Genomic DNA, 26,105 nt, shown 5'->3' with positions numbered 1-26,105 from the left:
AGAAGTCGCAGCAGCCGGTGCCGATGCACAAGCCGACCACCGAAGCGGAGCTGCGCGCGTCCGATGCCGACCGTGACCGCATTTCCGACATCCTCCGCGACGCCCTGGCCGAGGGCCGGTTGAGCGCGGAGGAGCACTCGGAGCGCCTGGACCAGGTGTACGCCGCCAAGACCCTGGGCGAGCTGGAACCGCTGGTGCGGGACCTGCCCGCCACCCGCGAGAGCGGGCCGCGGCCGCTCGCGCCGATGGCCGACCCGTCCCTGCCCGTCGTGGCGGACAACCTGGTGGCGATCTTCGGCGGCGCGACCCGGAAGGGCCGCTGGCTCGTCGGCCGGCGCACCAACGCCTTCGCCTGCTTCGGCGGCGTCGAGATCGACCTGACCGAGGCCGTCTTCCAGCACCAGCAGATCGTCATCAACGCCACCGCGATCTTCGGCGGCGTCGAAGTACGCGTCCCGGAGAACGTCACTCTGCGTGGCAGTGGTACGGGAATCTTCGGCGGTTTCGAGGTCAGGACCTACGAGGCGCCGGACCCGAACGCACCGGTCGTCATCGTCACGGGTGCCGCCATCTTCGGTGGCGTCGACGCGAAGGCGAAGCGCGGCAAACGCCTGAAGGAATGGATCAACAAGCGCATCGACGGGTAGGTATCCGGGCGTCCCACTCCCGCTTCATGCCGCGCGTTCACGCCATGCATGGTGCGGGTTTACGCCCGGCGCACGCCGACTGGTTTTGGCCACCGCCCAGTGTTCATCAGGCCTGTTGTTCGGTGGTTCGGATCGGACTATCGGCAATGCGCGCTTGAGTCGCACGAATGTTCGACTGAGAGGCCCTGGCGGCGAACACGGTCCGCATGAACACGCGCACAGCGGGTAGGGCTTCGACCACGTCACCCGCCTGGTTCCTCCCCGTTGCGACCCCCTGGAACAGCACGCGTGGAGCTCACCCGCGGTGACGGGCAAGGGTGACAAACGCCGAGCCGTCGTCAGGAGTATCCCGTGCTTCAACCGATCGAGCCCGTCAAGGACACTGCCCTCCCGCCGAGTCACCCACGGGATCTGGCAGGCCCATGGCACTCGGAGGCGGCGTGCCGCAGTGACGAGGCAGGATTGTTCTTCGCCCCGTCCAAAGAGCCGACAGCGGCGCGGCTGTCCCGTGAGGAGAACGCGAAGCGGGTGTGCGCCCGCTGCCCGGTGATGCTGGAATGCCGGGAGCACGCACTGCGGCAGCCCGAACCGTACGGCGTGTGGGGCGGTCTGACCGCCGCTGAACGCCGGGTCGTACTCGCCCGCAGGCGCCGCCGTGAGGCGGAGCTGCCGCGGACGGACCGGATCGCCGCTGCCGGCTGAACGCGCCAACGGGCCGGGCCCGCCGACTTCGGTCGGCGGGCCCGGCCCGTTGGCGTGCTCAACCGTCCTGCCGGGCTCCGGGCGTGGTGCTCGGCGCGGCTTCCGGCACGCGGTTCGGCGTGCTGCTCAGCGCGCGCGGTCGAAGTCGATCGCGCTGTACGCGCGCAGCTTCGACAGGCGGTGCGTGGAGGAGATCTGCCGGATCGTGCCGGACTTGGAGCGCACCACCAGCGACTCGGTGGTGGCGGTCTCGGCGCGGTAGCGGACGCCCTGGAGCAGCTCGCCGTCCGTGATGCCGGTCGCCACGAAGAACACGTTCTCGCCGCTGACCAGGTCGTTGGTGTGCAGCACGCGGTCCAGGTCGTGGCCCGCGTCGATCGCCCGCTGCCGCTCGGCGTCGTCCTTCGGCCACAGCCGGCCCTGGATCGTGCCACCGAGGCACTTGATGGCGCAGGCGGCGATGATGCCCTCCGGCGTGCCGCCGATGCCCATCAGCATGTCCACGCCGGTGCCGTCGCGCACGGCCATGATGGCGCCCGCGACATCGCCGTCGGCGATGAACTTGATCCGCGCGCCGGTCTCCCGGATCTCCTTGACCAGCCCGTCGTGGCGGGGCCGGTCGAGGACCATGACGGTGACGTCCTCGGGCGCGCTGTGCTTGGCCTTCGCGACCCGGCGGATGTTCACCGACGCGGGGGCCATGATGTCGACGTAGTCGGCGGCCTCGGGGCCGGTGACCAGCTTCTCCATGTAGAAGACGGCCGACGGGTCGTACATCGTGCCGCGGTCGGCCACGGCGAGCACGGCCACCGCGTTGGACATGCCCTTGGCGGTGAGCGTCGTCCCGTCGACGGGGTCCACGGCGACGTCGCACTCCGCACCGGTGCCGTCGCCGATCCGCTCGCCGTTGTAGAGCATGGGGGCGTCGTCCTTCTCGCCCTCACCGATGACGACGACGCCGTTCATCGAGACGGTGGAGACGAGCGTGCGCATCGCCTTCACCGCGGCGCCGTCCGCGCCGTTCTTGTCACCGCGGCCGACCCAGCGACCGGCGGCCATGGCGGCGGCCTCGGTCACCCGGACGAGTTCCAGGGCAAGGTTGCGATCAGGGGCCTCGGGACTCACTTCGAGCTGGGGCGGCAAATGCTGTTCGGTCATCACAGCGCACCTTTCTGTACGAGGACGGCCGGAAAAGAGGGTGCTGTGACCTTATCGGTTCGCCGCGAGTATGAGCAGGGCGCACGTCACATGAGCGGCCTCCCCAGGCGCCGCACGGCCGCCGCCCGCCCGCCGGCCCGGCCGACCCCCGGGCCGGGGCCGTCGCCGGCATGGGGGACCATAGGAGCGTGGCAAACAAGCGTGGCAATCAGACCCTGTGGGACCTGCTGCTGTCGATGGCGGTGCTCGGCGTCGTCGTCGCGGTGATCTACGTGTTCATCCCGCACGACACCAAGGCGGACCCGGTCGTGCCCATCGGCTTCGAGACGGAGCTGAGCCAGGCCCGGCGCGACGCGCCCTTCCCGGTGGCCGCGCCCGAGGGGCTCGGCAAGGACTGGCGCGCGACGACGGTCACGTACGACGGCAAGGACGCCAAGGCCGTCGAGTGGCACCTGGGCTTCGTCGACCCGCAGGACGAGTACGCGGCCGTCGAGCAGGGCAACGGCCCGTCGGCGAAGTTCATCGCGGAGAAGAGCAAGCGCGCGGTGCGGGACGGCAAGCGCACGGTCGACGTCGCCGGGGTGCCGTGGGACCGGTACGCGGGCCCGAAGTACAACGCCCTGGTGCGGGTGGAGAAGGGCGTCACCACGATGGTCACCGGCACCGCCCCGGACGAGGAGCTCGCCGAACTGGCGGCCGCGCTCAAAGCGTCCTGACGAGCCGTTTCGAGCGGGCGTTCCGGGGGGCGTTCCGGGGCGGGCGTTCCGGGGGCGTTCCAGGGCGGGCGTTCCGGCGCGGACGCACGGACGCCGGGCGGCCCGTGAAGGGCGCCCGGCGTTCGGGGGGTGTGCGGGAGGATCAGCCGGCCGGCAGGCCGCGATCAGCCGGCGATCAGACGGTCGTGACGACCTCGTCGTAGGCCAGGCGGGGGCTGCGCGTCGGGAACCAGGAGTCGGTGCCGGGCTTGCCGATGTTCACGACGGCGAGGACCGAGTGGTCACCCTCCGGGAAGAACTCCTTGTCGATGCCCGCGGCGTCGAAGCCGGTCATCGGGCCGGCGGCCAGGCCGGCGGCGCGGATGCCCAGGATGAAGTAGCCGGCCTGCAGCGACCCGTTGAGGGTGGCGGCCTGCTCGCGGACGGAGCGCTCGGAGAAGAAGAGGTCCTTCGCCTGCGGGAAGTGCGGGAACTGCGTCGGCAGCTCCTCGTGGAACTCGTTGTCCGCGGCGAGGATCGCGACCAGCGGGGCGGCGGCGGTCTTCGGCTGGTTGCCCTCGGCCATGTGCTTCACGAGGCGCTCGCGGCCCTCGGCGGAACGCACCAGGACGATACGCAGCGGCTGCTGGTTGAACGCGGTCGGCGCGTACTTGACGAGGTCGTAGATCGCCTGGATCTGCTCGTCGGTGACGGGCTCGTCGGTGAAGGTGTTGGCCGTGCGGGCCTCACGGAAGAGCAGGTCCTGGGCGGCGGCGTCGAGTACGAGAGTCATGGGGAACCTCTTAAGGAATCGTGGCATTTGCGCCGATCGGGCACGTCGCGAACACTCTCATCAACCTGTGTGAAAGTTCAACCATTCCTGACTCCGGCGTGACGCTCGTCACATCCGGGCGCGTTCCATCGCCGCTCCACCCGGGGTCGACCGCCGCCGCGCGGCCGCCGCGTCACTCGACGACGGACTCCTCGTCCGTCTCCTCGGCCAGCGCCGCGTCCAGCCGGGCCCGCGCGCCCTCCAGCCACCGCCGGCACACCCGCGCGAGCTCCTCGCCGCGCTCCCAGAGCGCCAGCGACTCCTCCAGCGTCGAGCCGCCCGCCTCCAGCCGGCGCACCACGTCGACCAGCTCGTCCCGGGCCTGCTCGTATCCCAGCGTGTCCTGTTCTGCCATGCCCCCAGCCTAGGCCGGAGGTACGACAGGTCCGGCGACCTTCACCAGGAACGCACCGCCGGCGACCCGGGCCCGCAACTCCTCGTCCGGCGCCACGTCATCGGGGCCGCGCACCACCGCGCCGTCCTCCCGCTGCAGCACCGCGTAGCCGCGCTGCAGGGTCGCGGCGGGGGAGAGGGCCACCACGCGCGCCCGGGTGTGCTCCAGCTCGCCGTCCGCCCGCTCCAGCAGGTGCCGCAGCGTCCGGCGGCTGCGCTCCAGCAGCGCGTCGACCTGCTCCTCGCGCTGCTCGACCATCGTGTGCGGCCGGGCCATCGACGGCCGGCTGAGCGCGGCGTCCAGCCCGCGCTGCTCGCGGTCCAGCAGGCCGGTCACCACGCGCAGCGCCCGCTGCCCCAGGTGCTCCACCCGCGTCAGCTCCTCGCCCACGTCCGGCACCACGCGCTTCGCCGCGTCCGTCGGGGTCGAGGCGCGCAGGTCCGCCACCAGGTCCAGCAGCGGCGAGTCGGGCTCGTGTCCGATCGCCGACACGATCGGGGTGGTGCACGCGGCCACCGCCCGAACCAGCTGCTCGTCGGAGAACGGCAGCAGGTCCTCCACGCTGCCGCCGCCGCGCGCGACGATGATCACGTCGACCTCGGGCCGCGCGTCCAGCTCGCGCACCGCCTCCACCACCCGGGGCACCGCCTGCGCGCCCTGCACGGGCACGTTGCGCACCTCGAAGCGGACGGCGGGCCAGCGCAGCCGCGCGTTCTCCAGCACGTCGCGCTCCGCCGCCGAGGCGCGGCCGGTCACCAGCCCGACGCACTGCGGGAGGAAGGGCAGCGGGCGCTTGCGGTCCAGCGCGAACAGGCCCTCCGCCGCCAGCGTCCGCTTCAGCTGCTCCAGCCTGGCCAGCAGCTCACCGACGCCGACCGGCCGGATCTCCGTCGCGCGCAGCGACAGCTGCCCGCGCGGTCCGTACCACTCGGGCTTGGCGAACAGCACGACGCGGGCGCCCTCCCCGACCACGTCGGCGATCTGGTCGAACACCGCCCGGAAGCACGTCACCGAGATCGACACGTCGTGCGACGGATCGCGCAGCGTCAGGAAGACCACGCCCGCGCCCGGGCGCCGCGACAGCTGCGTGATCTGCCCCTCCACCCAGACAGCGCCGAGCCGGTCCACCCAGCCGCCGATCAGCCGGGAGACCTCGCCGACGGGGATCGGCGTGTCCGCCGACGTACTCAGAGCCATGTCCCGAGCGTATCGGCCGCCGCCGACAGCGGGACCGGCTTCCGGCCGCGCTCAGCCTGCCGCGCTCGTCCGGCCGCGCTCAGCCCGTGGAGGGGCCGTCCCGGTCGGCCGTTCGCCGCCGGGAGAACTGTGCGGCGAGCACGACCAGCCCCGCGGCCAGCCACAGGGCGCCGACGACCTGGGCGGAGCCCGCGGCCTCGACGATGACGGCGACGGTGATCGCGAGCCCCAGCAGCGGCACGACGATGTGCCGCAGCACGTCGGGCGGCCCCTCCCGGCGGCGGACGGCGAACCAGCCGACGACCGACAGGTGCAGCAGCGAGAAGGCGGTCAGCGCGCCGATGTCGACGACCGAGACGAGCCGGTCCAGACCATCGTCGCGGCGGGCCGCCCAGACGGCGGCGACCAGCGTGACGACCGCCGCGAGGAGCAGCGCCCGCCGGGGCACGCCGCTGCGGGCGTCGACCTTGGCCAGCGGCCCCGGCAGCCGCCGGTCGCGGGCCATCGCGAAGAGCAGCCGGCCCGCCGCGGCCTGCCCGGCGAGCGCCGCGAAGGCCGCGCCGATCGCCTTGCTGGCGGCGACGAGGTCGTGCAGCCAGCCCCCGACGGCCGAGTCCACCGTGTCGTAGAAGGCGGAGCCCTGTCCGGCCGGCTTCGCGGCCAGCTCGGCCGCCGACATCGGGGCGAGCAGCGCCGCCAGGTACGTCTGCACGATGAACAGCACCCCCGCCAGGACGAGGCAGAACAGCACCGCCCGCGCCACCTTCGCCGAGCCGCCCGCCGCCTCCTCGGCGAAGGAGGCGATGGCGTCGAACCCCAGGTAGGACAGGACCGCCACGCTCACCGCGCCCAGCACCGCCCCCAGCGAGAACGCGCCCTGGCCGGTGAAGGGCGAGGCCCAGCCGCGCTGCGCCCCGTCCGTGCCGAGCACCACCACGGCGCAGACCACGAAGACCAGCAGGACGACGATCTCCAGGGCGAGCACCAGGAAGCCGACCGCCGCCGCGGCCCGCACCCCCCACAGGTTGAGGCCGGTCGTCACCACGACCGCGATCGTCGTCCACACCCACTGCGACACCGACGGGACCAGCGCGTGCAGCGCGATCCCGGAGAAGAGGTAGGCGACCGCGGGGATCAGCAGGTAGTCGAGCATCGCCATCCAGCCGGCGATGAAGCCGGGCCCTTCGCCGAGCCCGGCCCGCGCGTAGGCGAAGACGGATCCGGCCTGCGGGACGACCCGCACCATCTGGGCGTAGCTGAACGCGGTGAACGCCATCGCGGCCGTCGCGAAGACGTAGACGAGCGCGACCGCCCCGTGCGACTTGGCGTCCAGCGCGCCGAACACCCCGACGGGCGCCATGGGGGCGATGAACAGCAGCCCGTAGACCACGAGGTCGCGCAGGCTCAGGCTGCGCCGCAGGGTGCCGTCGCCGTCCTTCGCGCGGGCCGTGCCGGGCGGGGGAGCGGGGGCGGGAGCGGGGCTCGGTGCGCTCATGCGCCCAGCTTGCGGGAACGGCGCCGCCCCCACGAGCGGAGCGCGGCCGGACGGACCCGCCCGCCGCGGACCGGACGGACCCGCCCGCCGCGGACCGGAGGGGACCCGCCGCCGCGCGGCCGAGCGGCCTTCCTCGAAGCGTTCGGCGGCCCCGTACCATGGCTGGCATGACTGCTACGACTGCCCGACGTGTCCTGCTCGCGGCCCCCCGCGGATACTGCGCAGGCGTGGACCGCGCTGTGATCACCGTCGAGAAGGCGCTGGAGCAGTACGGGGCGCCGATCTACGTCCGCAAGGAGATCGTCCACAACAAGTACGTCGTGCAGACGCTCCAGAAGAAGGGCGCGATCTTCGTCGACGAGACGGAGGAGGTGCCCGAGAACGCCATCGTGATCTTCTCGGCGCACGGCGTCGCCCCGGTCGTCCACGAGGAGGCCGCCCAGCGCAGCCTGGCCTCGATCGACGCGACGTGCCCGCTGGTCACCAAGGTGCACAAGGAAGCCGTCCGGTTCGCCAACGAGGACTACGACATCCTGCTGATCGGCCACGAGGGTCACGAAGAGGTCGTCGGCACCATGGGCGAGGCCCCCGAGCGCATGACGCTCGTCGACGGCCCCGCCGACGTGGCCAACGTCGAGGTGCGCGACGAGAACAAGGTCGTCTGGCTCTCGCAGACCACGCTCTCCGTGGACGAGACGATGGAGACCGTCGACGCCCTCAAGGAGCGCTTCCCCAACCTGATCAGCCCCCCGAGCGACGACATCTGCTACGCCACGCAGAACCGCCAGGTCGCGGTGAAGCAGATCGGCGCGGAGGCGGAACTGGTCATCGTCGTCGGCTCCAAGAACTCCTCGAACTCCGTCCGGCTGGTCGAGGTCGCCCTGCAGGCCGGCTCCCGGGCCTCGTACCTGGTGGACTTCGCCGACGAGTGCGACGAGGCGTGGCTGGAGGGCGTGACCACGGTCGGCGTCACCTCGGGCGCCTCCGTCCCGGAGATCCTCGTCGAGGGCGTGCTGGACTGGCTGGCCGAGCGCGGCTTCGCCGACGTGGAGATCCTCCGGTCGGCGGAGGAGAGCATCGTCTTCTCGCTGCCCAAGGAATTGCGGCGTGACCTGCGTGCGGAGACCGCCCCCGGGGCATCTGCCAGGGGGTGAACCGAACGGTTCACGCCTAGCGTGGAGGTCATGAACGTGTTCGGCGTTGACATCGGCGGGACAGGAATCAAGGGCGCACCGGTAGACCTGGAGCGCGGTGATCTGGCGGACGTGCGCTGCAAGGTCTCCACCCCGCACCCGGCGACCCCCGAGGCCGTGCTCGACGGCGTCCAGCAGGTCGTGGAGCACTTCGACTGGTCGGGGCCGGTCGGGGTGACCTTCCCCGGCGTCGTGGTGGACGGCGTGACCCGGACGGCGGCCAACGTCGACTCGAACTGGATCGGCAAGGACGCCCGCGCCCTGATCTCCGAGCGGCTCGGCATGCCGGTGGCCCTCCTGAACGACGCGGACGCGGCCGGCGTCGCCGAGATGACCTTCGGCGCCGGCCGGGGCCGCGGCGGGACGGTGATCCTGCTGACGCTGGGCACCGGCATCGGCAGCGCCGTCTTCGTCGACGGGCAGCTGCTGCCCAACACCGAGCTGGGCCACCTGGAGCTGCACGGCCACGACGCGGAGAAGCGCGCCTCGGTCAAGGCCCGCGAGGACGACGACCTCAGCTGGGAGCACTGGGCGCACCGGCTGACGAAGTACCTCGCGCACGTCGAGATGCTGTTCTCGCCTGAGCTGTTCGTGATCGGCGGCGGGGTGAGCCGCAAGGCGGAGAAGTTCCTGCCGCTGATCGAGGGGATCAGCGCCGAGATTGTCCCGGCCGCTCTGCAGAACAACGCGGGGATCGTCGGCGCCGCCATGAGCGCCGCAAAGCTCTGACGCCGACGATGGCGGCGGCGAGCAGCGTGCCGGTGTAGAGCCAGCCGGTCAGCAGGGCCAGTCCGGTGAACATGCCGAGCAGGTGCCCGACGAAGCCGCCGCCGTTGTCGTCGCCGGTCAGCGCGATGGCGGTGGCGAACGCGATCGGGCCGGCGATGGGCGCCGCCACCAGGTCGTACGGCCGCACGTACAGGGCCGACGCGACGCACACGGCGACGAAGAGCAGGCCGAACAGGACGCCGGGCCCGTCGAAGAGCAGGGCGTCCAGCGCGCCGCCGGTGACGGTGACCACGATGGTCAGCAGCCCCGTGCCCAGCCCGGTGAGCCGGGGCTGGAACTGCGGGATCCTGACCACCCGGGCGAGCGCCGTGACGCCGGGCCCGAGCGAGCCCAGCGGGCCGCGCTGTGCCGAGCGGTAGACCGCCGAACCCCGCACCGAGCCGGTGGGGCGGGCGGGCCTGGGCAGCCGGGGGACCTTTCCGGCGTCTTCGCCGCTGTTCCCGGTGCCGTCCCTGGTGCCTGTGCGCGCGCTGTGTTGCTCCACCTACTCAAAGTAGGCGGACGACCCCGGTCATACCCGCTCAGGACACGCCTTTGCCGCGTCCTTGCCCTCCTGTTCGACGGCGACGGGTCGGGCGTGCGCGAGCCCCGTAGACTGGTGGATCGGTCTGCCTGGACCGCTCCACCCCCTCGCTCCTCTCGTTACGGGAAGTCGCCACGTGTCGCTCACGATCGGAATCGTCGGTCTGCCGAATGTCGGCAAGTCGACCCTTTTCAACGCCCTGACCAAGAACGACGTGCTGGCGGCCAACTACCCGTTCGCCACCATCGAGCCGAATGTCGGCGTCGTCGGCGTCCCGGACCCGCGCCTCGCCAAGCTCGCCGAGATCTTCGGCTCGCAGAAGCTGCTCCCCGCCACGGTCGACTTCGTCGACATCGCGGGCATTGTGCGCGGCGCGAGCGAGGGTGAGGGCCTGGGCAACAAGTTCCTGGCGAACATCCGCGAGTCGGACGCGATCTGCCAGGTCATCCGCGCCTTCAAGGACGAGAACGTCGTCCATGTGGACGGCAAGGTCTCGCCGAAGGACGACATCGAGACCATCAACACCGAGCTGATCCTCGCGGACATGCAGTCCGTCGAGAAGGCCGTCCCGCGCCTGACCAAGGAGGCCCGCCTCCAGAAGGAGAAGGCCGCCGTCCTGGCCGCGGTCCTGGACGCCCAGAAGATCCTCGAAGAGGGCCGCACCCTCTACGCCGCCGGCATCCACGCCGGCACCGAGCAGGGCCGCCTCCTGCACGAGCTGCACCTGCTCACCGTCAAGCCCTTCCTCTACGTCTTCAACGTGGACGAGGACGAGCTGACCGACGAGGACTTCAAGAACGAGCAGCGCGCGCTGGTCGCCCCCGCCGAGGCGATCTTCCTGAACGCCAAGATCGAGGCCGAGCTGATCGAGCTCGACGACGAGGAAGCCCTCGAGCTCCTGCAGTCCATGGGCCAGGAGGAGCCCGGCATGGCCGTCCTCGGCCGCGTCGGCTTCGACACCCTCGGCCTGCAGACCTACCTCACGGCAGGCCCCAAGGAAACCCGCGCCTGGACCATCAAGAAGGGCGCCACGGCCCCCGAGGCGGCCGGCGTCATCCACACCGACTTCCAGCGCGGCTTCATCAAGGCCGAGATCGTCTCCTACGAGGACCTCGTGGCCTGCGGCTCCATCCCCGAAGCCCGCGCCAAGGGCAAGGCCCGCATGGAGGGCAAGGACTACGTCATGCAGGACGGCGACGTGGTGGAGTTCCGCTTCAACGTCTGACCGGTCGTCCGCCGTGGACCCGGCCCACCGCTGACCGCCCGCGACGGCCGGGCGGCGGTGGGCCGGGCTGTGTCCGCGGGACCGGAGGCCGCAGGCGTGGTGTCGGGGGGCGGTTACCGCTGCGTATCCTCGGTTGCCGGAGCGACGGGGATCATGGAGGTGTCAGGTGGAGTTCCGGCTGCTCGGATCCGTTGCCGTCGTCACGGAGAACGGGGACGTGGCGCTGGGGCCCGCCAAGCGCTCCAGCCTGCTGGCGATGATGCTGCTGCGGCCCAACACGCCGGTCAACGTCGCCCAGCTCATCGACGCCCTGTGGGAGGACGAGCCGCCCGCCCACGCCAAGACCGTCCTGCAGGGGCACGTCTCCCGGCTGCGCGCGGTGCTCGCCGAGCACGGCGCGGCCGCGTACGGGATCGAGCTGACCACCCAGGGGACGGCGTACACGCTGCAGCTGCCGGAGTCGCTGGTCGACGCGCACCGCTTCGAGGAGCTCGTCGCGCTCGCCGGGGTGCAGCGCCGGCCCGCCGACACCGTGCGGATGCTGCGCGAGGCGCTCTCCTTCTGGCAGGGGCCCGCGCTCACCGGGACCGTGCAGAGCAGGCCGCTGGAGGCGGCGGCCGGCGCCCTGGAGGAGCGGCGGCTCGCCTCCGTGGAGGCGCTCGCCCACGCGTACGGGCAGCTCGGCGAGCACGGGCGGGCCGCCGCGGTGCTGCGCACCGAGGCCGTCGCGCACCCGCTGCGGGAGACGCTGGCGGCCGAGCTGATGCTGGCGCTGGGCCGCTCGGGACGCCAGTCGGACGCGATCGGCTGGTACCACCGCACCCGGCGGCTGCTCGCCGAGGAGCTCGGCGTGGACCCCGGTGAGGCGCTCAGCGAGGCGTACGCGACGCTGCTGCGCTCCGCCGAGCCGGCGCCCGCCCAGCGGCCCGCCCCCCAGGCGCCCGTCGCGGTCCCCGAGCAACTGCCGCGGCAGCCGCGCGGATTCACCGGGCGGGACGCGGAACTGGCCGCCCTCACCCGCGCCGCCGGTGCCGGGGACGCGCCCGTCTGCCTGATCACCGGGCCCGCCGGTGTCGGCAAGACCGCCTTCGCCGTGCACTGGGCTTACGACCGCCGCACCGACTTCCCCGACGGTCGGCTCTTCGCCGACCTGCGCGGCTTCAGCGACACCCCGGCGCCGGACGCCGGCGCCGTGCTGCGCGAGTTCCTGCTGGCGCTCGGTACCCCGGCGCAGCGGATGCCGGAGACGGCCGACGCGATGGGAGCGCTGTTCCGCTCCCTCACCGCCGACAGCCGGCTGCTCGTCGTCCTCGACAACGCGCGCTCCTCCGAGCAGGTGCGCCCGCTGCTCCCCGGCGGGGACCGCTGCACGACGCTGGTCACCAGCCGCGACCGGCTCGGCGGCCTCGTCGCCTCCGACGCGGCCCGCCCCGTCCCCCTCGGCCACCTCCCGCCGGCCGACTCGGTGGCGCTGCTCCGCAGCGTGCTGGGCGCGGAGCGGATCGCCGCGGAGCCGGCGGCCGCCGCGCGGCTGGCCGGGCTCTGCGACGGGCTGCCGCTCGCCCTGCGGGTGACGGGCGCCCGGCTGGCCGAGCGGCCGCAGTGGACCCTCGACGCGATGGTCGGCGAACTCGCCGACGAGCAGGGGTGCCTGGCGCTGCTGAACATCGAGGACACCGGGGTCTCGGCCGCGCTGCGCCTGACGCTGCAGCAACTGCCCGAGCCCGCCGCCCGAATGTTCCGCGCGATCGGCCTGCACACCGGCTCCGACCTGGACCGTTTCGCCGCGGGCGCGCTTGCCGGGACGTCGCCCGCGCAGGCCTCCGCCGACCTGGACCGCCTCGCCGCGGCCCACCTGCTCACCGAGTCCGTGCCCGGCCGCTGGGCGCCGCACGACCTGGTGCGGCTGTACGCCCGCCATCTCGCGCCCCAGGCGGACCCCCAGGGACTGCACCGGCTGCTGGACCACTACCTCTACACGGGGCTGGCGGCGGATGCCGCCGCCGAACCCGGCTCCCAGCCCTGCTACACGCTGCCGCCGGACTTCCAGCGGCCCCCGGCCACCCGGGAGTTCGAGGACCGGGCGGCGGCGCTGGCCTGGTACGAGGCGGAGCGCCCGGCCCTGGAGGGCGCGGTCGCGGCAGCCGCCGCCCTGGGCCTGCACGACCGGGCCTGGCGGCTCGTGCTCGCGCAGTGGCCGCTGATGCTGTGGCGGATCAGGGACGGCTGGGTGCCGCTCCTGGAGGCCGGGCTCGCCTCGGCGGAGCACGAACGCGACCTGGACGCCCAGTCGCGGGTGCGGGCGCTGCTGGGCTGGGTGCTGCACGAACAGGGGCGCGACGCCGAGGCCCTCGTCCACCTCACGGAGGCACCCGAGCTGGCCGCGCGGGCGGGCGACGGGATCAGCGAGGCGATCGCCTACGCGAACCTCGGGGTCGTCGTGGACCACACCGGCGACCACGCCCGGGCGGAGGCCCTGATGACCCACGCGGTCGCGCTCGCGGACCGCACCGGCCATCCCCCCACGCAGGTGCTCACCCTCCAGCACCTCGCCCGGCACTGCCTCGCGACCGAGGCGTACGAGGCGGCCCTCGCGCACGCGCTGTCGGCGGCGGAGCTCGTCTCGCCCGACGCGGTCGTCGTACGGGCCCAGCTGCAGATCGTCCGCGCGGAGGCGCTGACCGCGCTCGGGCGCTCCGAGGAGGCCGCTGACCAGCTGAAAGGTGCGGCGGCGACGGCCGACGCGGTCGGTTTCACGGAGGGTTCGGCACGGGCTGTGGAGCTGCTGACGCGGCTGTCAGCGGATCGTTAGCGGTACGTAAGCGGGACGGCAGCGCCCCACCGGAAGGTTGTATCCAGCACCGAATGTGTGCGCCGACCATCCACTACGGGGAGATCCACCGTGCGTATCCACCGCAAGAACACCATCGCCGCCGCCGTTGTCGCCGCCACCCTCTCGCTCGGGCTGACCGCCTGCGGCGGCGGTGGCACCGACGCGAAGTCCGCCGAGAGCCCGGGCGCCGCGAAGGCCCCCTCGGCCGCCGCCTCGCAGCCGGCGTCCGACACGGCTGGCACGGGCGGCACGGCTGGCACGGGCGGCACGAAGGTGGCGGACCCGGCGGCCTCCAAGGGCAAGACGTCCACCTCGGGCGGCAGCGGCAAGAACTCGACCGGCGGGGCGGACTCCTCCAAGGTCCCCGCCTGCGGCTACAAGGACGTCAGGATCACGGCGGCGAAGGCGGACGAGACGCCCACCGAGCACATCGTCCTGACCGCCAAGAACACCTCCGGCCACTCCTGCCGCCTCCTCCAGTACCCGCTGCTCGCCTTCGGCGACATCCAGACCGCCAAGGACATCCCGGCCGTCGCGAAGAGCAAGCCGGCGACCGCGATCGTCCTGCAGGCCGGCGCCCCGGCCTACGCGAACGTCCGCGTCGGCCTCGGCGGCGCGCACGAGAACAACAAGGTCGTCCGCAGCTTCAACGTCAACCTCTTCGCCGCCGACGGCCCCGCCGAGGGCAGCGTCGTCGTCACCGCCCCGGCAGGCGGCCTCTCGGTCGACGAGGCCGCCGCGAAGACCGGCTACTGGACCTACGAACTCCGCAACGGCGCCGACGAGTTCTGAGCCACGTTGCGGAAACCCACCGCCTCCGGCCCCGTCCTCGCTCCGTGCGGACGGGGCACTTCGAGGGTCAGCCCCGTTGGCGCGGAACGAGCTTCCGCAGGTCGAGGCTGATCTCGAAGGGCAAGGACCGCTTGAGCGCTTCCCGGAAGATGCCGGCGGGCGCGTAGGACCGGGTCGGCTCGTCGAGCTCATAGACGTGGACCACGGGCGCCCCGCCCTCGTCCTCGACGCACCAGTAGTGCGGGATGCCGGCCTCGGCGTACTTGCGGAGCTTGACCGTGCGGTCCCGATGGGCGGACTCGGGGGAGACGACCTCGATGACGAGCCGCACTTCGTCCGGTGCGAACCAGGTGCGGTCGCCGTCGTAGTCAGCCGTCGTCACCAGCAGGTCGGGTTCGGGCCGGTTGCGCTGATCGAGCTTTATGGCCATCTCGCGGCTTACCCGGGTGTCAGCGGGTGCCTGCTCCATGAGAGCGACGGTGAGCATGGTGACGAGGTGGCCGTGCCACCACCGCTGCGGGGACATCATGAAAACGAGGGCTCCGTCGATCAACTCGGTGTGGCGCGGCGCATCCGGGAGACGGTCCAGGTCCTCCGAGAACCAACCCTCGGGACGAGGCGGGCGCATCCAGTCGGGTAGAGCGGTCATGCCCCAACCGTAGCGACTCGCGCGGGGCCGGGCCACGAGGTGGCCGAGCGCGCAGCCCCGGACGGGGGATCTGCCGAAGCAGGACAGTGACGGTTTTACCCGCGAGCGCTACGAGGACCATTGGGGCCGCTGGATTCGACGTCTGATTTCCGCCGGATGTGGGGGAGGTGGTGGCGCAGGATCATGGCATGGCATCTCGTTTTGAGAACAAGGTAATTGTCGTCACCGGGGGAAATTCCGGAATGGGGAAGGCGGTCGCGGAACGCGTCGCCTCCGAGGGTGGGGCCGTGGTGATCGCTGCGCGGCGGAAGGATGTGGGGGAGGACGTCGTTGCGGGGATACGTGCTGCTGGGGGGCTGGCGGTGTTCGTGGGGGCCGATGTCACCGTCGAGGCGGACGCCGCCCGGGTGGTGGAGGTCGCGGTCGCGGAATTCGGGCGGTTGGACGGCGCTTTCAACAATGCGGGCGGATTGAACTCCTTCGGTCCCGTGGAGTCCGTTACGGCGGACGGGTGGCGGGCCGATATCGAGCAGAGCCTGACGAGCGTTTTCTACGGGCTCAAATACCAGATGCCGGCGATTGTCGCGGCCGGCGGGGGATCGATCGTCAACAACGCCTCCAACCTCGGTGTGGTGGGAATGGCCGGCGTCTCGCCGTACGTGGCGGCCAAGCATGGGGTCGTCGGGCTGACGCGGGCGGTGGCGTTGGAGGGCGCGGAGCAGGGGGTGCGGGTCAACGCGCTGGTCACCGGGGGTGTGGACACCCCGCTCTCCCGGGCCACCATGACGGCCACCCCGGAGGGGGCGGCGGCCATCGCCGCGATGCATCCGCTGGGGCGGATCGCGCGGCCCGAGGAGATCGCCGCGTTCGCCGCGTTCCTGCTGAGCGACGAGGCGTCGTTCATCACCGGCGCCGCACTGGCGGTGGACGGCGGGTTCACCGCCCGCTGACGGACCGGGGCGTCACGGCCGCAGGGCCAGCTCGAACCAGACGGTGCGGCCGGCCGGGCCGCCCGTGATGCCCCAGGTGGTGGCGAGGACCTGGACGAGGCCGAGGCCGCGTCCGCCCTCGCCGCTGCCGTTCAGCACCCGCGGGATCTCGCGGCTGCCCTGGTCGTGGACGGCGATGCGCAGGGTGTCGGCGTGGAAGCCCAGTTCCACGGTGAAGCCGCCCAGCGGTTCACCCGACCGGGTGTGCAGGATCGCGTTGCTCACCAGTTCGCTCACCAGGAGCACGGCGTCGTCGACGACGTGGCCGTAGACCGGATCCGCGAGGATCTGGGTGACGTAGCGGCGCGCGACGGAGACCTGGACCGGGGTTCCGGGGAAGGTGCGGAAGGCCGTTCCCGGCGGGGCGGTGGCCGGGGCGGCCGGGGGAGCGGCGGGGGCCGGGACCGGGACCGCCTGTGCCGCCAGGACGGGTCCGGCGGCTGGGAGTGCGTCCCGGCCGAATGCGCCTGGTTGCCGCGTCATGAGAGGTCCTCTTTCTGTGGGACCACCCGCAGAGCGAGCAGCGTCAGATCGTCCTGGGGGGAGCCGCCGGCGAATTCCACGACCTGCTGCTCGACGGCGCTCACCACCGCCTCCGCGGCCAGGCCCCGTGCCCCGGCCAGGGCGCTGAGCAGCCGGTCGTCGTCGAAGAACGCCCGGTCGGGGTCACGGGCCTCGGTGACGCCGTCCGAGTACATCAGCAGGACGTCGCCGCCCTCCAGGACCAGTTCCTCGACCCCGGCGTCGATCGACTCGCACAGCCCGAGCGGCCGGCCGCCGCCGCGGGCCAGCCCGACCGTGCCGTCGGCCCGCAGCACCGCCGCGGGCAGGTGCCCGGCGCTGGCCAGCCGCACCCGGGCGTGGCCCCGCTCCGCCCGGACATGGGCGAAGGCCGCGGTCACGAACCGGTCGGTCGGATGCTGCACGGCCATCGCGTGGTTGACCTTCTCCAGCACCACGTCCGGACGCTCCTCCCAGACGCTCAGCGTGCGGATGCCGTGCCGCACGGCGGCCGTGACGGAGGCGGCCTCGGCGCCCTTCCCGCAGACGTCGCCGACGACCAGCCCCCAGCCGTCGAGCGCGGCGAAGGCGTCGTAGAAGTCGCCGCCCACCTGCGGGCCGCCGCCCGGCGGCCGGTAGCGGCCGGCCACCTCGGTGAACGGGATCTCCGGCAGCTCGGACGGGAGCAGGCTGAACTGGAGCACCTGCGCCGCGCTCTCCTGGCGGCGGTGGTCCCGTTCCGCGAGCAGCGCCATCGCGAGATGCCGCCCCAGCTCCTCCAGCAGACCGAGGTCGGGGACGGTGAAGCCCGGGGAGTCGCCGCAGCGCAGCAGCACCAGCGCCCCCAGCGTCTCGGGTCCGTCGCCCAGCGGCACGCCCAGAACGGGGCCCAGGGCGCGCGGGGCGGTGCCGCCCACCGGGGGTGCCGGCTCCAGCAGGGCGGTGCCCGAGGCGACGACGGCGCGGGCCACGCGCTGCGCGGTGGCCGTCGACGCCTCGCAGGCGGCCTTCGTGCCCGCCCCGGAGCCGCGCGCCGGACGGGCGTACCGGGGCGCGTCCGCGGGCATCGCGGCGACCTGGTGCGGCGTGCCGGTCCTGGCGAGGTAGCAGATGACCCGCGCGGAGAACTCGTCGGCCAGCAGGCTGGTCGCCTGTTCGAGCAGGCCGGGACCGGGCCGCGGCGGCTCGCCGATCAGCAGCCGCGTCATCCTGCAGACGATGTCCAACCGCCGCACGGCCTCGGCCGCCTCGCCCCCTGCCGCGCCGCCCGGCCCACCGGCTTCGTCCCGCTGCGCCGCCGCGTCCGCGTCCCGCTCCCGGCCGCTGGTGCGGTTCAGGGCGGAGATCGCCCGCCGCACGGCGCCGGCGCCGTGCGCGGCCCCGTGCGGGGTGCCGTTCGTGTCGGCGCCCGGGTCGGGGCCGCCGTCGAACGCGGAGGAGTCCGGCGCCAGGACGACGGCGGAGATCAGCGGGCGGGCGCCGGGCGGGGTCCGCAGCCGGGCCAGCCGGACCCGCACCGCGTTCTCCCCGGCGCTGCCGGTGAGCAGCAGCGGCACCGGTCCCTGCCGGGCGCCGCGCTGCGCGGCGGCGAGCGCCGACCGGAACGCCCGCCGGTGCCCCGACCGGACCCGCGCCGCGAGCGGCTGGCCCGCCAGCCGCTCGCCGTCGCCGCCGAGCAGCCGCGCGGCCTCGTCGTTGGCGCGGTGGATGACGCCCTCGGGGCGGAGCAGGAGAACCGGGACGGGCAGCTCGCGGAAGGTGGTGTTGAGCAGCTGCCACTCGCGGTCGGCGCCCTCGACCCGCTGGGCGATGCGCTCGCCGTGCGCGAGCAGCTCCTCCACGCAGCTCCGCAACTCGTCCTCGGCCCGGTCGAGTTCGGCGAGGGCCAGGCCGAGTGCGCCCAGCAGGTTCGCCGGTCGGCCGTCGCGGCGGCCGCGCAGATCGGAGATCCGCTCGCTGAGGGCGCTCAGTTCCTGGTGGAATTCGGCCAAGTCCCAGGATCCAGGGCCGGTGGCGGCCCGCGTCGCCCCGCTGCTCCGGGGCTGGACGGTCGCGCCCGCTGACCCGGTGCGCGCTGGGTGAGCTGTCATTAACTCAACGTAACGCAGCTCGTATCGCGCGCGAGCGAAATTGCCAACAGCCTTGACGCAGAAGCAAGGGGAGTGTAAAGGGGAGCGCCGCCCGGTCCGCCGCCGGTGAGGGCGGCGGACCGGACGGCGAGCCAGGTGGTGTCGGCGTGGTGCCGCTCAGCGGTGGCTGAGGCCGCGGTCGATGGCCGTGATCAGTTCGCCGTCGGCCGTGTCGCCGTCCAGGGACCAGATCATGGCGCCGCCCAGCCCGTGGGCGCGGATCCAGGACGTCTTCGCCTTGAGGACCTGCGGGTCGTCGTAGGTCCAGAAGTTGGTGCCGTCGTAGAGCCACGCGAAGCCGTTGCGGGTGTCGCGGTACACCTTGTAGGTGCCGGAGGCGGCCAGCGCCTTGAGGGCGTGGTAGTCCTCGTTGCCCGGCGACCACGTGGCCGGGGCGGGGCCGGTGGAGGGTTGGTACAGGCCGTGCGTGCCGCCGTCGGGCACGCCCGTCCAGCCCTGGCCGTAGAAGGGCACGCCGAGCACGAGCTGCCGGGCGGGCGCGCCGCGCTTCAGCCAGTCACCGACGGCCTGCGCGTCGCTGAACTCGTTGGGAACGGGTGAGTTCCGGGGAGTGGTCAGCGCCGACTGCTGGTTGGTGGTGGCCTCGTAGGGCCCGTGGAAGTCGTACCCCTGGACGGTGCCGAAGTCCAGGTACTTGAAGATCTTGCGGGCCTCGAAACCGGCGTCGATCTTGGCCGGGGCGGCCGGGAGGAACGCCGACAGGTCGTAGTGCCGGTGCTGCTGGCGGCCGTACGCGTCGAGCTGGCGGCGGAACTCGGCGGTGAGCGCCGTGAAGTTCCGCTTGTCCTCGGGGCGGTAGACGGTGCCGGCGTCGCCGGAGGAGGCCGGCCACTCCCAGTCGATGTCGATGCCGTCGAACAGGCCCGAGGCGGAGCCGGGGCCGCCCTTGCCGTCGAGCAGCGGCAGGTTGCCCTTGATGAAGATGTCCACGCAAGACGCGACGAGGGCGCTCCGCGAGGCGGGCGTGAGCGCGGCGTCGGAGAAGTTCTTGGACCAGCCCCAGCCGCCGATCGAGATCATCGCCTTGAGGCGCGGATTGGCCTTCTTCAGCTCGCGCAGCTGGTTGAAGTTGCCCGCCAGCGCCTGCTCCGCGGTGTCGGCGGTGCCGTCCACGGAACTCGCGGCGTCGAGCGGCCGCTGGTAGTCGGCCCAGGCGTCGCCCTGGCCGGGAACGTTCGCCTCGAAGCACTTGCCGTCGGTGCCGATGTTGGCGAAGGCGTAGTTGAGGTGGGTCAGCTTGGCGGCGGTGCCGCTGGTCTGCAGGTTCTTGACCTGGTAGTTGCGCCCGTAGACGCCCCACTGGGTGAAGTAGCCGACCCGCTTGTACTCGGATCCCTGCGGGTGGCCCTGCTGGTGCCCGGGCTGGTGGGCGCTGGCCGCGGTGGTGAGCGCGGGCAGTCCGACCACCAGGGAGAGGGAGCAGGCGGCGACGGCCAGCCTGCCGATCATTCTTCGACGCATGGGGCTCTTTCCTGTGCGTGAGCCGGGAATGTAAGCCGTGCTGTGCGGGGAGTTCGTGCGGCGGTGCGCAGATGCGCGAGATGCGCAGAACAGGAAAGTATTGGCCTAGACCAATATGGTCAAGGGGGTACGGCGAGGTTCCGCGGAGTCCGTAGGATCCCGGGGTGGACATACCCCCGCCCCAGCCCCCGTCGGACGACCGGCCCGAGGGCCGGCCGCCCGAGCCGGACGCGCACGCCCCGGGCCTGCCGTCGTACCCGCAGCCCCCGACCGGACCGCAGGGGCCGCACTGGGGACAGGCCCCGTACGGCGACCAGGCCTCGTACGGCGGCCAGGCCCCGTACGGGCAGCCGCCGTTCCCGCCGCAGGGGTCGTACCCGCCGCCGTACGGGCAGTACTGGTACCCGCCGCCGCCCGCGCCGTCGATGAACGGCATGGCCATCGCGTCCTTCGTGCTGGCGATGAGCTGCGTCCCGGTCCTCGGCGTGGTGTTCGGCATCATCGCGCTCTCCCAGATCCGCAAGCGCGGGCAGCAGGGCAAGGCGCTGGCGATCGCCGGGGTCGCGGTCTCCGGCGTGGCGACGCTCTTCGTCGTCGTGATGATCGTCCTCGGGGTGTCGGGCGCGCTGGACAGCGGCACGCGCACGGCCGACCTGCGGACGGGGCAGTGCTTCAACCTCCGCGGCGACTCGCTCAGCGGGTCGAGCGGCGAGTCCCGGGGCGTCGACGTGGTGCCGTGCTCCGAGGCGCACGACGCGGAGACCTTCGGCGTCACGTCCCTCTCGGACGGGTCCGGGTCGTACCCCGGTGACGACGCGGTGCGGACGATGGCCGAAGGCAAGTGCGACGCCCTCGCGGACGAGTACCTCGACGGCTCCGACCGGTCGGTGGACGAGCTCGACATCTACTACTCGCTGCCGCGCAAGAGCGCGTGGACCAGGGGCGACCGCGGGGTGACCTGCTTCTTCGGCGACAGCGGCCGGAAGATGACCGGCTCGGTCAAGTCGTCCTCGGGGGACTCCGGCGCCAGCGCGTAAACCTCTGGGCATGGCTTGCGGTCAACCACCCAGGGTTGTCAAGCTGTCGCAGATAGTCAACCTGAGGGAGGGGCACCGTGCCTTTCGGTGAGCAGCCCGCATACCTTCGTGTGGCCGACGACCTGCGCCAGAAGATCCTCGACGGGACGCTCGCGCCGCACACCCGGCTGCCCTCCCAGGCACGCATCCGTACCGAGTACGGGGTGTCCGACACGGTCGCGCTGGAGGCCCGCAAGGTGCTGATGGCCGAGGGTTTCGTCGAGGGGCGCTCCGGCTCGGGGACGTACGTGCGCGAGCGCACCGAACCGCGCCGCATCATCCGCTCCGGCTACCGGCCCGCGAGCCCGCCCAGCCCCTTCCGCCAGGAGCAGGGCGACGAGGGCGTCAAGGGCACCTGGGAGTCGACCAGCAACCAGGACCTGGCGACGCAGCCGGTGGCCGAGCGGCTGCGGATCGAGCCGGGCGACCGCGTGATGCGCACGCGCTACCTGTACCGGACCGACGGCGAGCCGATGATGATCGCCACCTCGTGGGAGCCGCTGGCGGTCACCGGGCGCACCCCGGTGATGCTGCCGGAGGAGGGGCCGCTCGGCGGCCAGGGCGTGGTCGAGCGGATGGCGGGCATCGACTTCGTGGTCGACAACATGGTCGAGGAGGTCGGCGCGCGGCCCGGTCTCGCGGACGAGACGGCGGCGCTCGGCGGGGTGCCCGGCCACATCGTGATGGAGATCAGGCGGACCTACTACGCCTCGGGCCGCCCCGTGGAGACCGCGAACATCATCGTGCCGGCCGAGCGGTACCGCGTGGCGTACCACCTGCCGGTGAAGTGACCCAAGGCGCGACCGGTGAAGTGATCGGTGGCGCGACCGCCGGAGTGATCGGTGGCGCGACCGCCGGAGTGATCGGTCCCGCCGCCGGGCGGCGGGACCGACCGGCCTGCCGGAACGGTCGAATCCGGTCAATGGTCCCGGGGTTGGAGTGGCGCGTGTGACGGCTCGCGGGTCCGCCGGGTGCGCACGAGTGCCCGTGAACCGGTCCCGATGTCACTGCTCACGGTCCGAACCAGCTCATCCAGTCGCACAGTTGGCCGAATCGCTACCTCTTCCTGGCAACCCGCACCCGAGCGGTGACGCGCGGGCGTAGTGTCGGGCATATGCGGATTGCCGTTTCCTCGGACATGGACGAACCGGTGGCGCGGCTGGTCGTCGACGAGCTGCGCCGGCGTGGCCACACCGTGCTCGCTTTCGGCGCGCTGCGGGCCGGAGATCGCAAGGACTGGGCCTGGAGCTCCGAGGCCGCCGCGCGCGAAGTCGCGGCAGGCCGTACCGAGCAGGCCGTGGTCTGCTGCTGGACGGGCACGGGCGCCTCCATCGCCGCCAACAAGGTGGCCGGCGTGCGCGCGGCCCTGTGCGGCGACGCCTACACGGCACGTGGCGCGCGCAAGTGGAACGACGCCAACGTGCTGGCGCTCAGCCTGCGGCTGACCAGCGGGGCGGTGCTCTCCGAGATCCTGGACGCGTGGTTCGACGCCGTCCCGGGCGGCGAGGCGGACGTCCGCGCCAACATCGAGCACGTCGACTCCATCGGGGTTCACGACGGGGGTCTCGTCGAGGAGAGGGTCCGATGACCGATCTTCCCTGGGTCGTCGTACGCCAGGACGACAACGGCAACCGCTACCGCGTGGGCCGCTACGCGACGCGCGAGGAGGCCGAACGCGTCTCCGAGATGCTGGACTCGCGCGGCCACAAGCAGCTGTACCTCGTCGAGCGGATAGACCGCCAGGCGTCGTAGGGTTCCGCGCATGACATTGCGCGTGGTCGTGGGCGGAGCCGTACTGGACCAGGGGCGGCTGCTCGCCGCCCGCCGCAGCGCGCCGCCCGCGCTCGCCGGGCGCTGGGAGCTGCCGGGCGGCAAGGTCGAGCCGGGCGAGACCCATCAGCAGGCGCTGGTGCGGGAGCTGCGCGAGGAGCTGGGCGTCGAGGTCGAGCCGATCGCCCGGATCCCCGGGGAGTGGCCGCTGAGCGCCGGGCTGGTCCTGCACGCGTGGACGGCGCGGCTCGTGTCCGGCACGCCGCTGCCGCTGGAGGACCACGACGAGCTGCGGTGGCTGTCGCCCGACCGTGTGCAGGACGTCGACTGGCTCAACCAGGACCGCCCGGCGGTCGCCTGGACCGCCGCCCACCTCCTCGCCTCCGGCTGAGGCCTCCCGGCCGGCAGGCCACGTCCCCCGTTTGATCGGGCCGTCACCCCCCGTCGCACGGTACAGACGGGGAGATATCGGGTATGTGGGGGTTGATCCCTCTTCATAGCCGGGCGATCCGGCCCGACACGGTCAGGGACGATGTGGACGGCTTGAGCAGCAGCGATGAGGCGGTGGGGGCGCAGGGGCACGGGGGGCCGCAGGCCGCCGGTGCGCCGGGGACGTTGCTGGACACGCTGCGGGTGGCCGTCGTCATGCTGGACACGTCCGGCCGGGTGCTCCTGTGGAGCCCCCTGGCGGAGGAGATGCTCGGGTGGGCCGGCGAGCACATCGTCGGCCGCCGCGTCGGCGGCTTCTTCGACCTCGGCGATGCCGCCGGCAGCGCCGAGCGCATCCTCGCGGAGCTGCTCCGCACCGGCCGCTGGGACGGCATCCTGTCGCTGCGCCACCGCGACGGCCATAGCGTCCAGGTCGAGGCGCGCGCCTCGATGCTGGTGGACGGCGACGGCCGGCCGTTCGTGCTCGCCTCCGTCGCCGAGACGAGCCGGCTGCGCACGCTGGAGCACGACCTCGCCGCGCTCGACGCGCTCTACGACTCGTCACCGCTGGGCGTCGCCGTCTTCGACACGGAGCTGCGCTACGTCCGGGTCAACGAGGCGCTGGCCCGGATGAACGGGCTCTCCGCCGCCGAGCACATCGGCAGGACCGTCGGCGAGATCGTCGACGACCCGCAGGCCGCCGCCGAGCTCAGCACGTTGCAGCGGGCGGTGCTGGCCACCGGCCGCCCCGTCATCGACCTGATCATGCTGGCCCCGCGCGGCCTCGGCCACCGCTCCATCTCGTACCACCGCCTGGTGGACCGGGCGGGCAGCGTGCTGGGCATCAGCGCGACGGTGATGGACGTGACGGAGCGCAAGGAGGCCGCCGACAAGGTCGAGCGGGCGCGCAGCCGGCTGGCGCTGCTCAACGACGTCGGCGGGCGGATCGGCGGGCTGCTGGACGTGCGCCGGTGCGCGGAGGAGCTGGCGCGGGCGCTGGTGCCGCGGTTCAGCGACTACTCGGGGGTGATCCTGCACGGCGCCGTCGCCGACGGCGGGGAGCTGCCGACGGTGCAGTACAGCGAGAGCACCCCGATGCGGCAGCTGGGCGTGGGCGCGATCCGGCAGGGCCCCGAGGTGGACCGGATGATCAAGCTGGGCTCGGTCATCACCTTCAACCGCCGGTCCATCTTCGGCGCGGTGCTGACGACCGGGCAGCCGCAGCTGGTGGAGAACGACCAGCAGCTGCTGGAGACGACGTTCCCCGGCGACCCCAAGGTGCGCGCCACCATGGAGCTGGGCATCCACTCGCTGCTGGTGCTGCCGCTGCGGGCGCGCGGCGTCGTGCTGGGGCTGCTGGTGGTCAGCCGGGCGGACGGCAGGGATCCGTTCGACCGCGACGACCTGGCGCTGGCGATGGAGCTCGCCGACCGGGCGGGCGCGGGGCTGGACAACGCGCGGCTGTACGTCCGGGAGCGCGAGGGCGCGCTGATGCTGCAGCGCAGCCTGCTGCCGCAGTCCGTTCCGCAGCCCCAGGGCGTGGAGGTCGCCTTCCGGTACGTGCCGGGCAGTAGCGGCACCGAGGTGGGCGGCGACTGGTTCGACGTCATCCCGCTGGCCGGCGGCAGGGTCGCGTTCGTCATCGGCGACGTGATGGGCCACGGGCTGGGCGCCGCCGCGACCATGGGCCGGCTGCGCACCGCCGTCCGGACCCTGGCCGGACTCGACATGCCGCCGCACGAACTGCTGCGCCGCGTCAACGATCTCGGCGACGACCTGGCGCAGGACCAGGACGAGGGGTGGATGGCGACCGTCGTGTACGCCGTCTACGACCCCGCCACCCGGCGCTGCACCCTGGCCAAGGCCGGCCACCTGCCGCCGGTGCTGGTCCACCCGGGGGAGGCGTCCGGCTTCGCGGGGTGCGGGGCGTCGCTGCTGGAGATGCCCTCGGGGGCGCCGCTCGGCGTCGAGGGCGTGGAGTTCGAGTCCGTGGAGCTGGACGTGCCGGACGGCACGGTGCTGGTGCTCTACACCGACGGGCTGGTCGAGGCCCGCGGCGAGGACATCACCGACGGTCTGGACCGGCTCTCCGCGATGCTGTCCCGGCCCCTCTCCTCACTGGAGGACGCCTGTGACGACCTGCTCGCGACGATGGTGCCGGGCCGGGAGCCGGACGACGTGGCCCTGCTGATGGCACGGCTCGGCGGCCTCCCCGAGGGCAGCACCGCCTCGTGGACCTACCCCGCCGAGCCCAGTGCCGTACGCCGCGCCCGCCACAACGTCCGGGAGACCCTCGCAGAGTGGCACCTCGAACCGCTGACCGACGTGACGGTGCTGCTCGTCAGCGAACTGGTCACCAACTCCCTGCGCTACGCGCACGGCCCGATCGGCGTCCGCATGGTGCGCGGCGGCTCGCTCCTGGTCGAGGTCTCCGACCCGCTGCCCGATCCGCCGCTGGAACGCGTCGCCACCTCCGAGGACGAGGGCGGCCGCGGTCTGCAGCTCGTGGCGCGGGCCTCACGGCGCTGGGGAACCCGCCACGGGCGGCTCGGCAAGACGGTCTGGTTCGAGCTCGCGATGCCCCCCGGAGGGTCCGGCATCTGAT

At 72.8% G+C, this 26,105-nt stretch carries 25 protein-coding genes; 15 read left to right on the top strand and 10 right to left on the bottom strand.

What is annotated here, in order from left to right; genetic code table 11:
- Positions 1-23 precede the first annotated feature (23 nt).
- Both ABZ721_RS33705 and ABZ721_RS33700 read left to right on the top strand, forming a co-directional pair.
- A complete protein-coding gene (locus ABZ721_RS33705) occupies positions 24-647 on the top strand; it encodes a DUF1707 domain-containing protein (RefSeq protein WP_358792606.1) in 624 nt (207 codons plus the stop codon).
- A gap of 351 nt (positions 648-998) precedes the next feature.
- A complete protein-coding gene (locus ABZ721_RS33700) occupies positions 999-1,349 on the top strand; it encodes a WhiB family transcriptional regulator (RefSeq protein ID WP_138358599.1) in 351 nt (116 codons plus the stop codon).
- 126 nt (positions 1,350-1,475) lie between these two features.
- Here ABZ721_RS33700 and glpX read toward each other — a convergent pair whose 3' ends face one another.
- On the bottom strand, positions 1,476-2,507 hold the full coding sequence (gene glpX / locus ABZ721_RS33695; protein ID WP_358792592.1) for a class II fructose-bisphosphatase: 1,032 nt from the start codon (positions 2,505-2,507) through the stop codon (positions 1,476-1,478).
- Between the two features lie 188 nt (positions 2,508-2,695).
- On the opposite strand from glpX, the gene ABZ721_RS33690 reads away from it, so the two are divergent.
- The gene (locus tag ABZ721_RS33690; protein ID WP_358792591.1) at positions 2,696-3,223 is read left to right on the top strand and encodes a DUF4245 domain-containing protein; all 528 of its coding nucleotides are present in this window, start codon (positions 2,696-2,698) and stop codon (positions 3,221-3,223) included.
- A gap of 175 nt (positions 3,224-3,398) precedes the next feature.
- Here the strand turns inward: ABZ721_RS33690 and ABZ721_RS33685 are convergent, their stop codons facing one another.
- The 4 genes from ABZ721_RS33685 to ABZ721_RS33670 all read right to left on the bottom strand — a co-directional run bounded on the left by ABZ721_RS33685 (position 3,399) and on the right by ABZ721_RS33670 (position 7,120).
- Positions 3,399-3,995, bottom strand: a complete 597-nt coding sequence (locus ABZ721_RS33685) for a malonic semialdehyde reductase (protein WP_358792590.1) — start codon at positions 3,993-3,995, stop codon at positions 3,399-3,401.
- Between the two features lie 172 nt (positions 3,996-4,167).
- Positions 4,168-4,389, bottom strand: coding sequence for an exodeoxyribonuclease VII small subunit (locus tag ABZ721_RS33680; protein ID WP_358792589.1), 222 nt, complete (start codon positions 4,387-4,389; stop codon positions 4,168-4,170).
- 9 nt (positions 4,390-4,398) lie between these two features.
- Complete coding sequence (gene xseA / locus ABZ721_RS33675; protein ID WP_358792588.1) at positions 4,399-5,625, bottom strand: exodeoxyribonuclease VII large subunit; 1,227 nt, start codon at positions 5,623-5,625, stop codon at positions 4,399-4,401.
- Positions 5,626-5,704: 79 nt separating this feature from the next.
- Positions 5,705-7,120, bottom strand: a complete 1,416-nt coding sequence (locus ABZ721_RS33670; protein WP_358792587.1) for an APC family permease — start codon at positions 7,118-7,120, stop codon at positions 5,705-5,707.
- A gap of 158 nt (positions 7,121-7,278) precedes the next feature.
- Between ABZ721_RS33670 and ABZ721_RS33665 the strand changes: the two genes are divergently transcribed.
- Both ABZ721_RS33665 and ppgK read left to right on the top strand, forming a co-directional pair.
- Positions 7,279-8,274, top strand: coding sequence for a 4-hydroxy-3-methylbut-2-enyl diphosphate reductase (locus ABZ721_RS33665; RefSeq protein ID WP_358792586.1), 996 nt, complete (start codon positions 7,279-7,281; stop codon positions 8,272-8,274).
- Positions 8,275-8,304: 30 nt separating this feature from the next.
- Positions 8,305-9,042: a polyphosphate--glucose phosphotransferase gene (gene ppgK, locus ABZ721_RS33660; RefSeq protein WP_358792585.1), complete on the top strand. Its 738-nt coding sequence runs from the start codon at positions 8,305-8,307 to the stop codon at positions 9,040-9,042.
- Here ppgK and ABZ721_RS33655 read toward each other — a convergent pair.
- A complete protein-coding gene (locus ABZ721_RS33655) occupies positions 8,963-9,586 on the bottom strand; it encodes a DUF6542 domain-containing protein (protein ID WP_358792584.1) in 624 nt (207 codons plus the stop codon). The genes ppgK and ABZ721_RS33655 overlap by 80 nt on opposite strands.
- A 175-nt stretch (positions 9,587-9,761) precedes the next feature.
- On the opposite strand from ABZ721_RS33655, the gene ychF reads away from it, so the two are divergent.
- The 3 genes from ychF (at position 9,762) to ABZ721_RS33640 (ending at position 14,475) form a co-directional block, all read left to right on the top strand.
- The gene (gene ychF / locus ABZ721_RS33650) at positions 9,762-10,850 is read left to right on the top strand and encodes a redox-regulated ATPase YchF (protein ID WP_358792583.1); all 1,089 of its coding nucleotides are present in this window, start codon (positions 9,762-9,764) and stop codon (positions 10,848-10,850) included.
- 166 nt (positions 10,851-11,016) lie between these two features.
- Positions 11,017-13,662 (top strand): BTAD domain-containing putative transcriptional regulator, encoded by a 2,646-nt coding sequence (locus tag ABZ721_RS33645; protein WP_358792582.1) that lies wholly within the window; start codon positions 11,017-11,019, stop codon positions 13,660-13,662.
- 90 nt (positions 13,663-13,752) lie between these two features.
- Positions 13,753-14,475: a DUF4232 domain-containing protein gene (locus tag ABZ721_RS33640; protein ID WP_358792581.1), complete on the top strand. Its 723-nt coding sequence runs from the start codon at positions 13,753-13,755 to the stop codon at positions 14,473-14,475.
- A 67-nt stretch (positions 14,476-14,542) separates the two neighbouring features.
- Here the strand turns inward: ABZ721_RS33640 and ABZ721_RS33635 are convergent, their stop codons facing one another.
- Entirely contained in the window at positions 14,543-15,124 is a 582-nt protein-coding gene (locus ABZ721_RS33635) for a Uma2 family endonuclease (RefSeq protein WP_358792580.1), read from the bottom strand.
- Between the two features lie 170 nt (positions 15,125-15,294).
- Between ABZ721_RS33635 and ABZ721_RS33630 the strand changes: the two genes are divergently transcribed.
- Positions 15,295-16,074 carry an SDR family oxidoreductase gene (locus ABZ721_RS33630; protein WP_358792579.1) on the top strand — a complete coding sequence of 260 codons (780 nt, stop codon included), beginning with the start codon at positions 15,295-15,297 and terminating at the stop codon, positions 16,072-16,074.
- 12 nt (positions 16,075-16,086) lie between these two features.
- On the opposite strand, the gene ABZ721_RS33625 is transcribed toward ABZ721_RS33630, so the two are convergent.
- From ABZ721_RS33625 to ABZ721_RS33615, 3 genes are all read right to left on the bottom strand, one after another.
- Entirely contained in the window at positions 16,087-16,596 is a 510-nt protein-coding gene (locus ABZ721_RS33625) for an ATP-binding protein (protein WP_358792578.1), read from the bottom strand.
- The gene (locus tag ABZ721_RS33620) at positions 16,593-18,605 is read right to left on the bottom strand and encodes a SpoIIE family protein phosphatase (RefSeq protein ID WP_358792577.1); all 2,013 of its coding nucleotides are present in this window, start codon (positions 18,603-18,605) and stop codon (positions 16,593-16,595) included. The genes ABZ721_RS33625 and ABZ721_RS33620 overlap by 4 nt, the downstream gene beginning before the upstream one ends.
- 255 nt (positions 18,606-18,860) lie before the next feature.
- On the bottom strand, positions 18,861-20,225 hold the full coding sequence (locus tag ABZ721_RS33615) for a glycoside hydrolase family 18 protein (RefSeq protein ID WP_358792576.1): 1,365 nt from the start codon (positions 20,223-20,225) through the stop codon (positions 18,861-18,863).
- Between the two features lie 164 nt (positions 20,226-20,389).
- Here ABZ721_RS33615 and ABZ721_RS33610 point away from each other — a divergent pair, with 164 nt between their 5' ends.
- The 6 genes from ABZ721_RS33610 (at position 20,390) to ABZ721_RS33585 (ending at position 26,104) form a co-directional block, all read left to right on the top strand.
- A complete protein-coding gene (locus ABZ721_RS33610; RefSeq protein WP_358792575.1) occupies positions 20,390-21,262 on the top strand; it encodes a septum formation family protein in 873 nt (290 codons plus the stop codon).
- A 77-nt stretch (positions 21,263-21,339) separates the two neighbouring features.
- Positions 21,340-22,092, top strand: a complete 753-nt coding sequence (locus ABZ721_RS33605) for a GntR family transcriptional regulator (RefSeq protein ID WP_358792574.1) — start codon at positions 21,340-21,342, stop codon at positions 22,090-22,092.
- Between the two features lie 323 nt (positions 22,093-22,415).
- Entirely contained in the window at positions 22,416-22,889 is a 474-nt protein-coding gene (locus tag ABZ721_RS33600) for an RpiB/LacA/LacB family sugar-phosphate isomerase (protein ID WP_358792573.1), read from the top strand.
- Positions 22,886-23,053 carry an SPOR domain-containing protein gene (locus ABZ721_RS33595; RefSeq protein WP_358792572.1) on the top strand — a complete coding sequence of 56 codons (168 nt, stop codon included), beginning with the start codon at positions 22,886-22,888 and terminating at the stop codon, positions 23,051-23,053. Before ABZ721_RS33600 ends, ABZ721_RS33595 begins: the two co-directional genes overlap by 4 nt.
- Positions 23,054-23,063: 10 nt before the next feature.
- Positions 23,064-23,462, top strand: coding sequence for a (deoxy)nucleoside triphosphate pyrophosphohydrolase (locus ABZ721_RS33590; RefSeq protein ID WP_358792571.1), 399 nt, complete (start codon positions 23,064-23,066; stop codon positions 23,460-23,462).
- 152 nt (positions 23,463-23,614) lie between these two features.
- The gene (locus tag ABZ721_RS33585; protein ID WP_358792570.1) at positions 23,615-26,104 is read left to right on the top strand and encodes a SpoIIE family protein phosphatase; all 2,490 of its coding nucleotides are present in this window, start codon (positions 23,615-23,617) and stop codon (positions 26,102-26,104) included.
- The last annotated feature ends 1 nt before the right edge of the window (position 26,105 follow it).

Origin of the sequence: Streptomyces sp. NPDC006733 (genome assembly GCF_040636125.1) — a bacterium.
Lineage (GTDB): Bacteria > Actinomycetota > Actinomycetes > Streptomycetales > Streptomycetaceae > Actinacidiphila.
The sequence above is the reverse complement of the archived record's forward strand: the minus strand, read 5'-3'. Positions and strand labels throughout refer to the sequence as shown.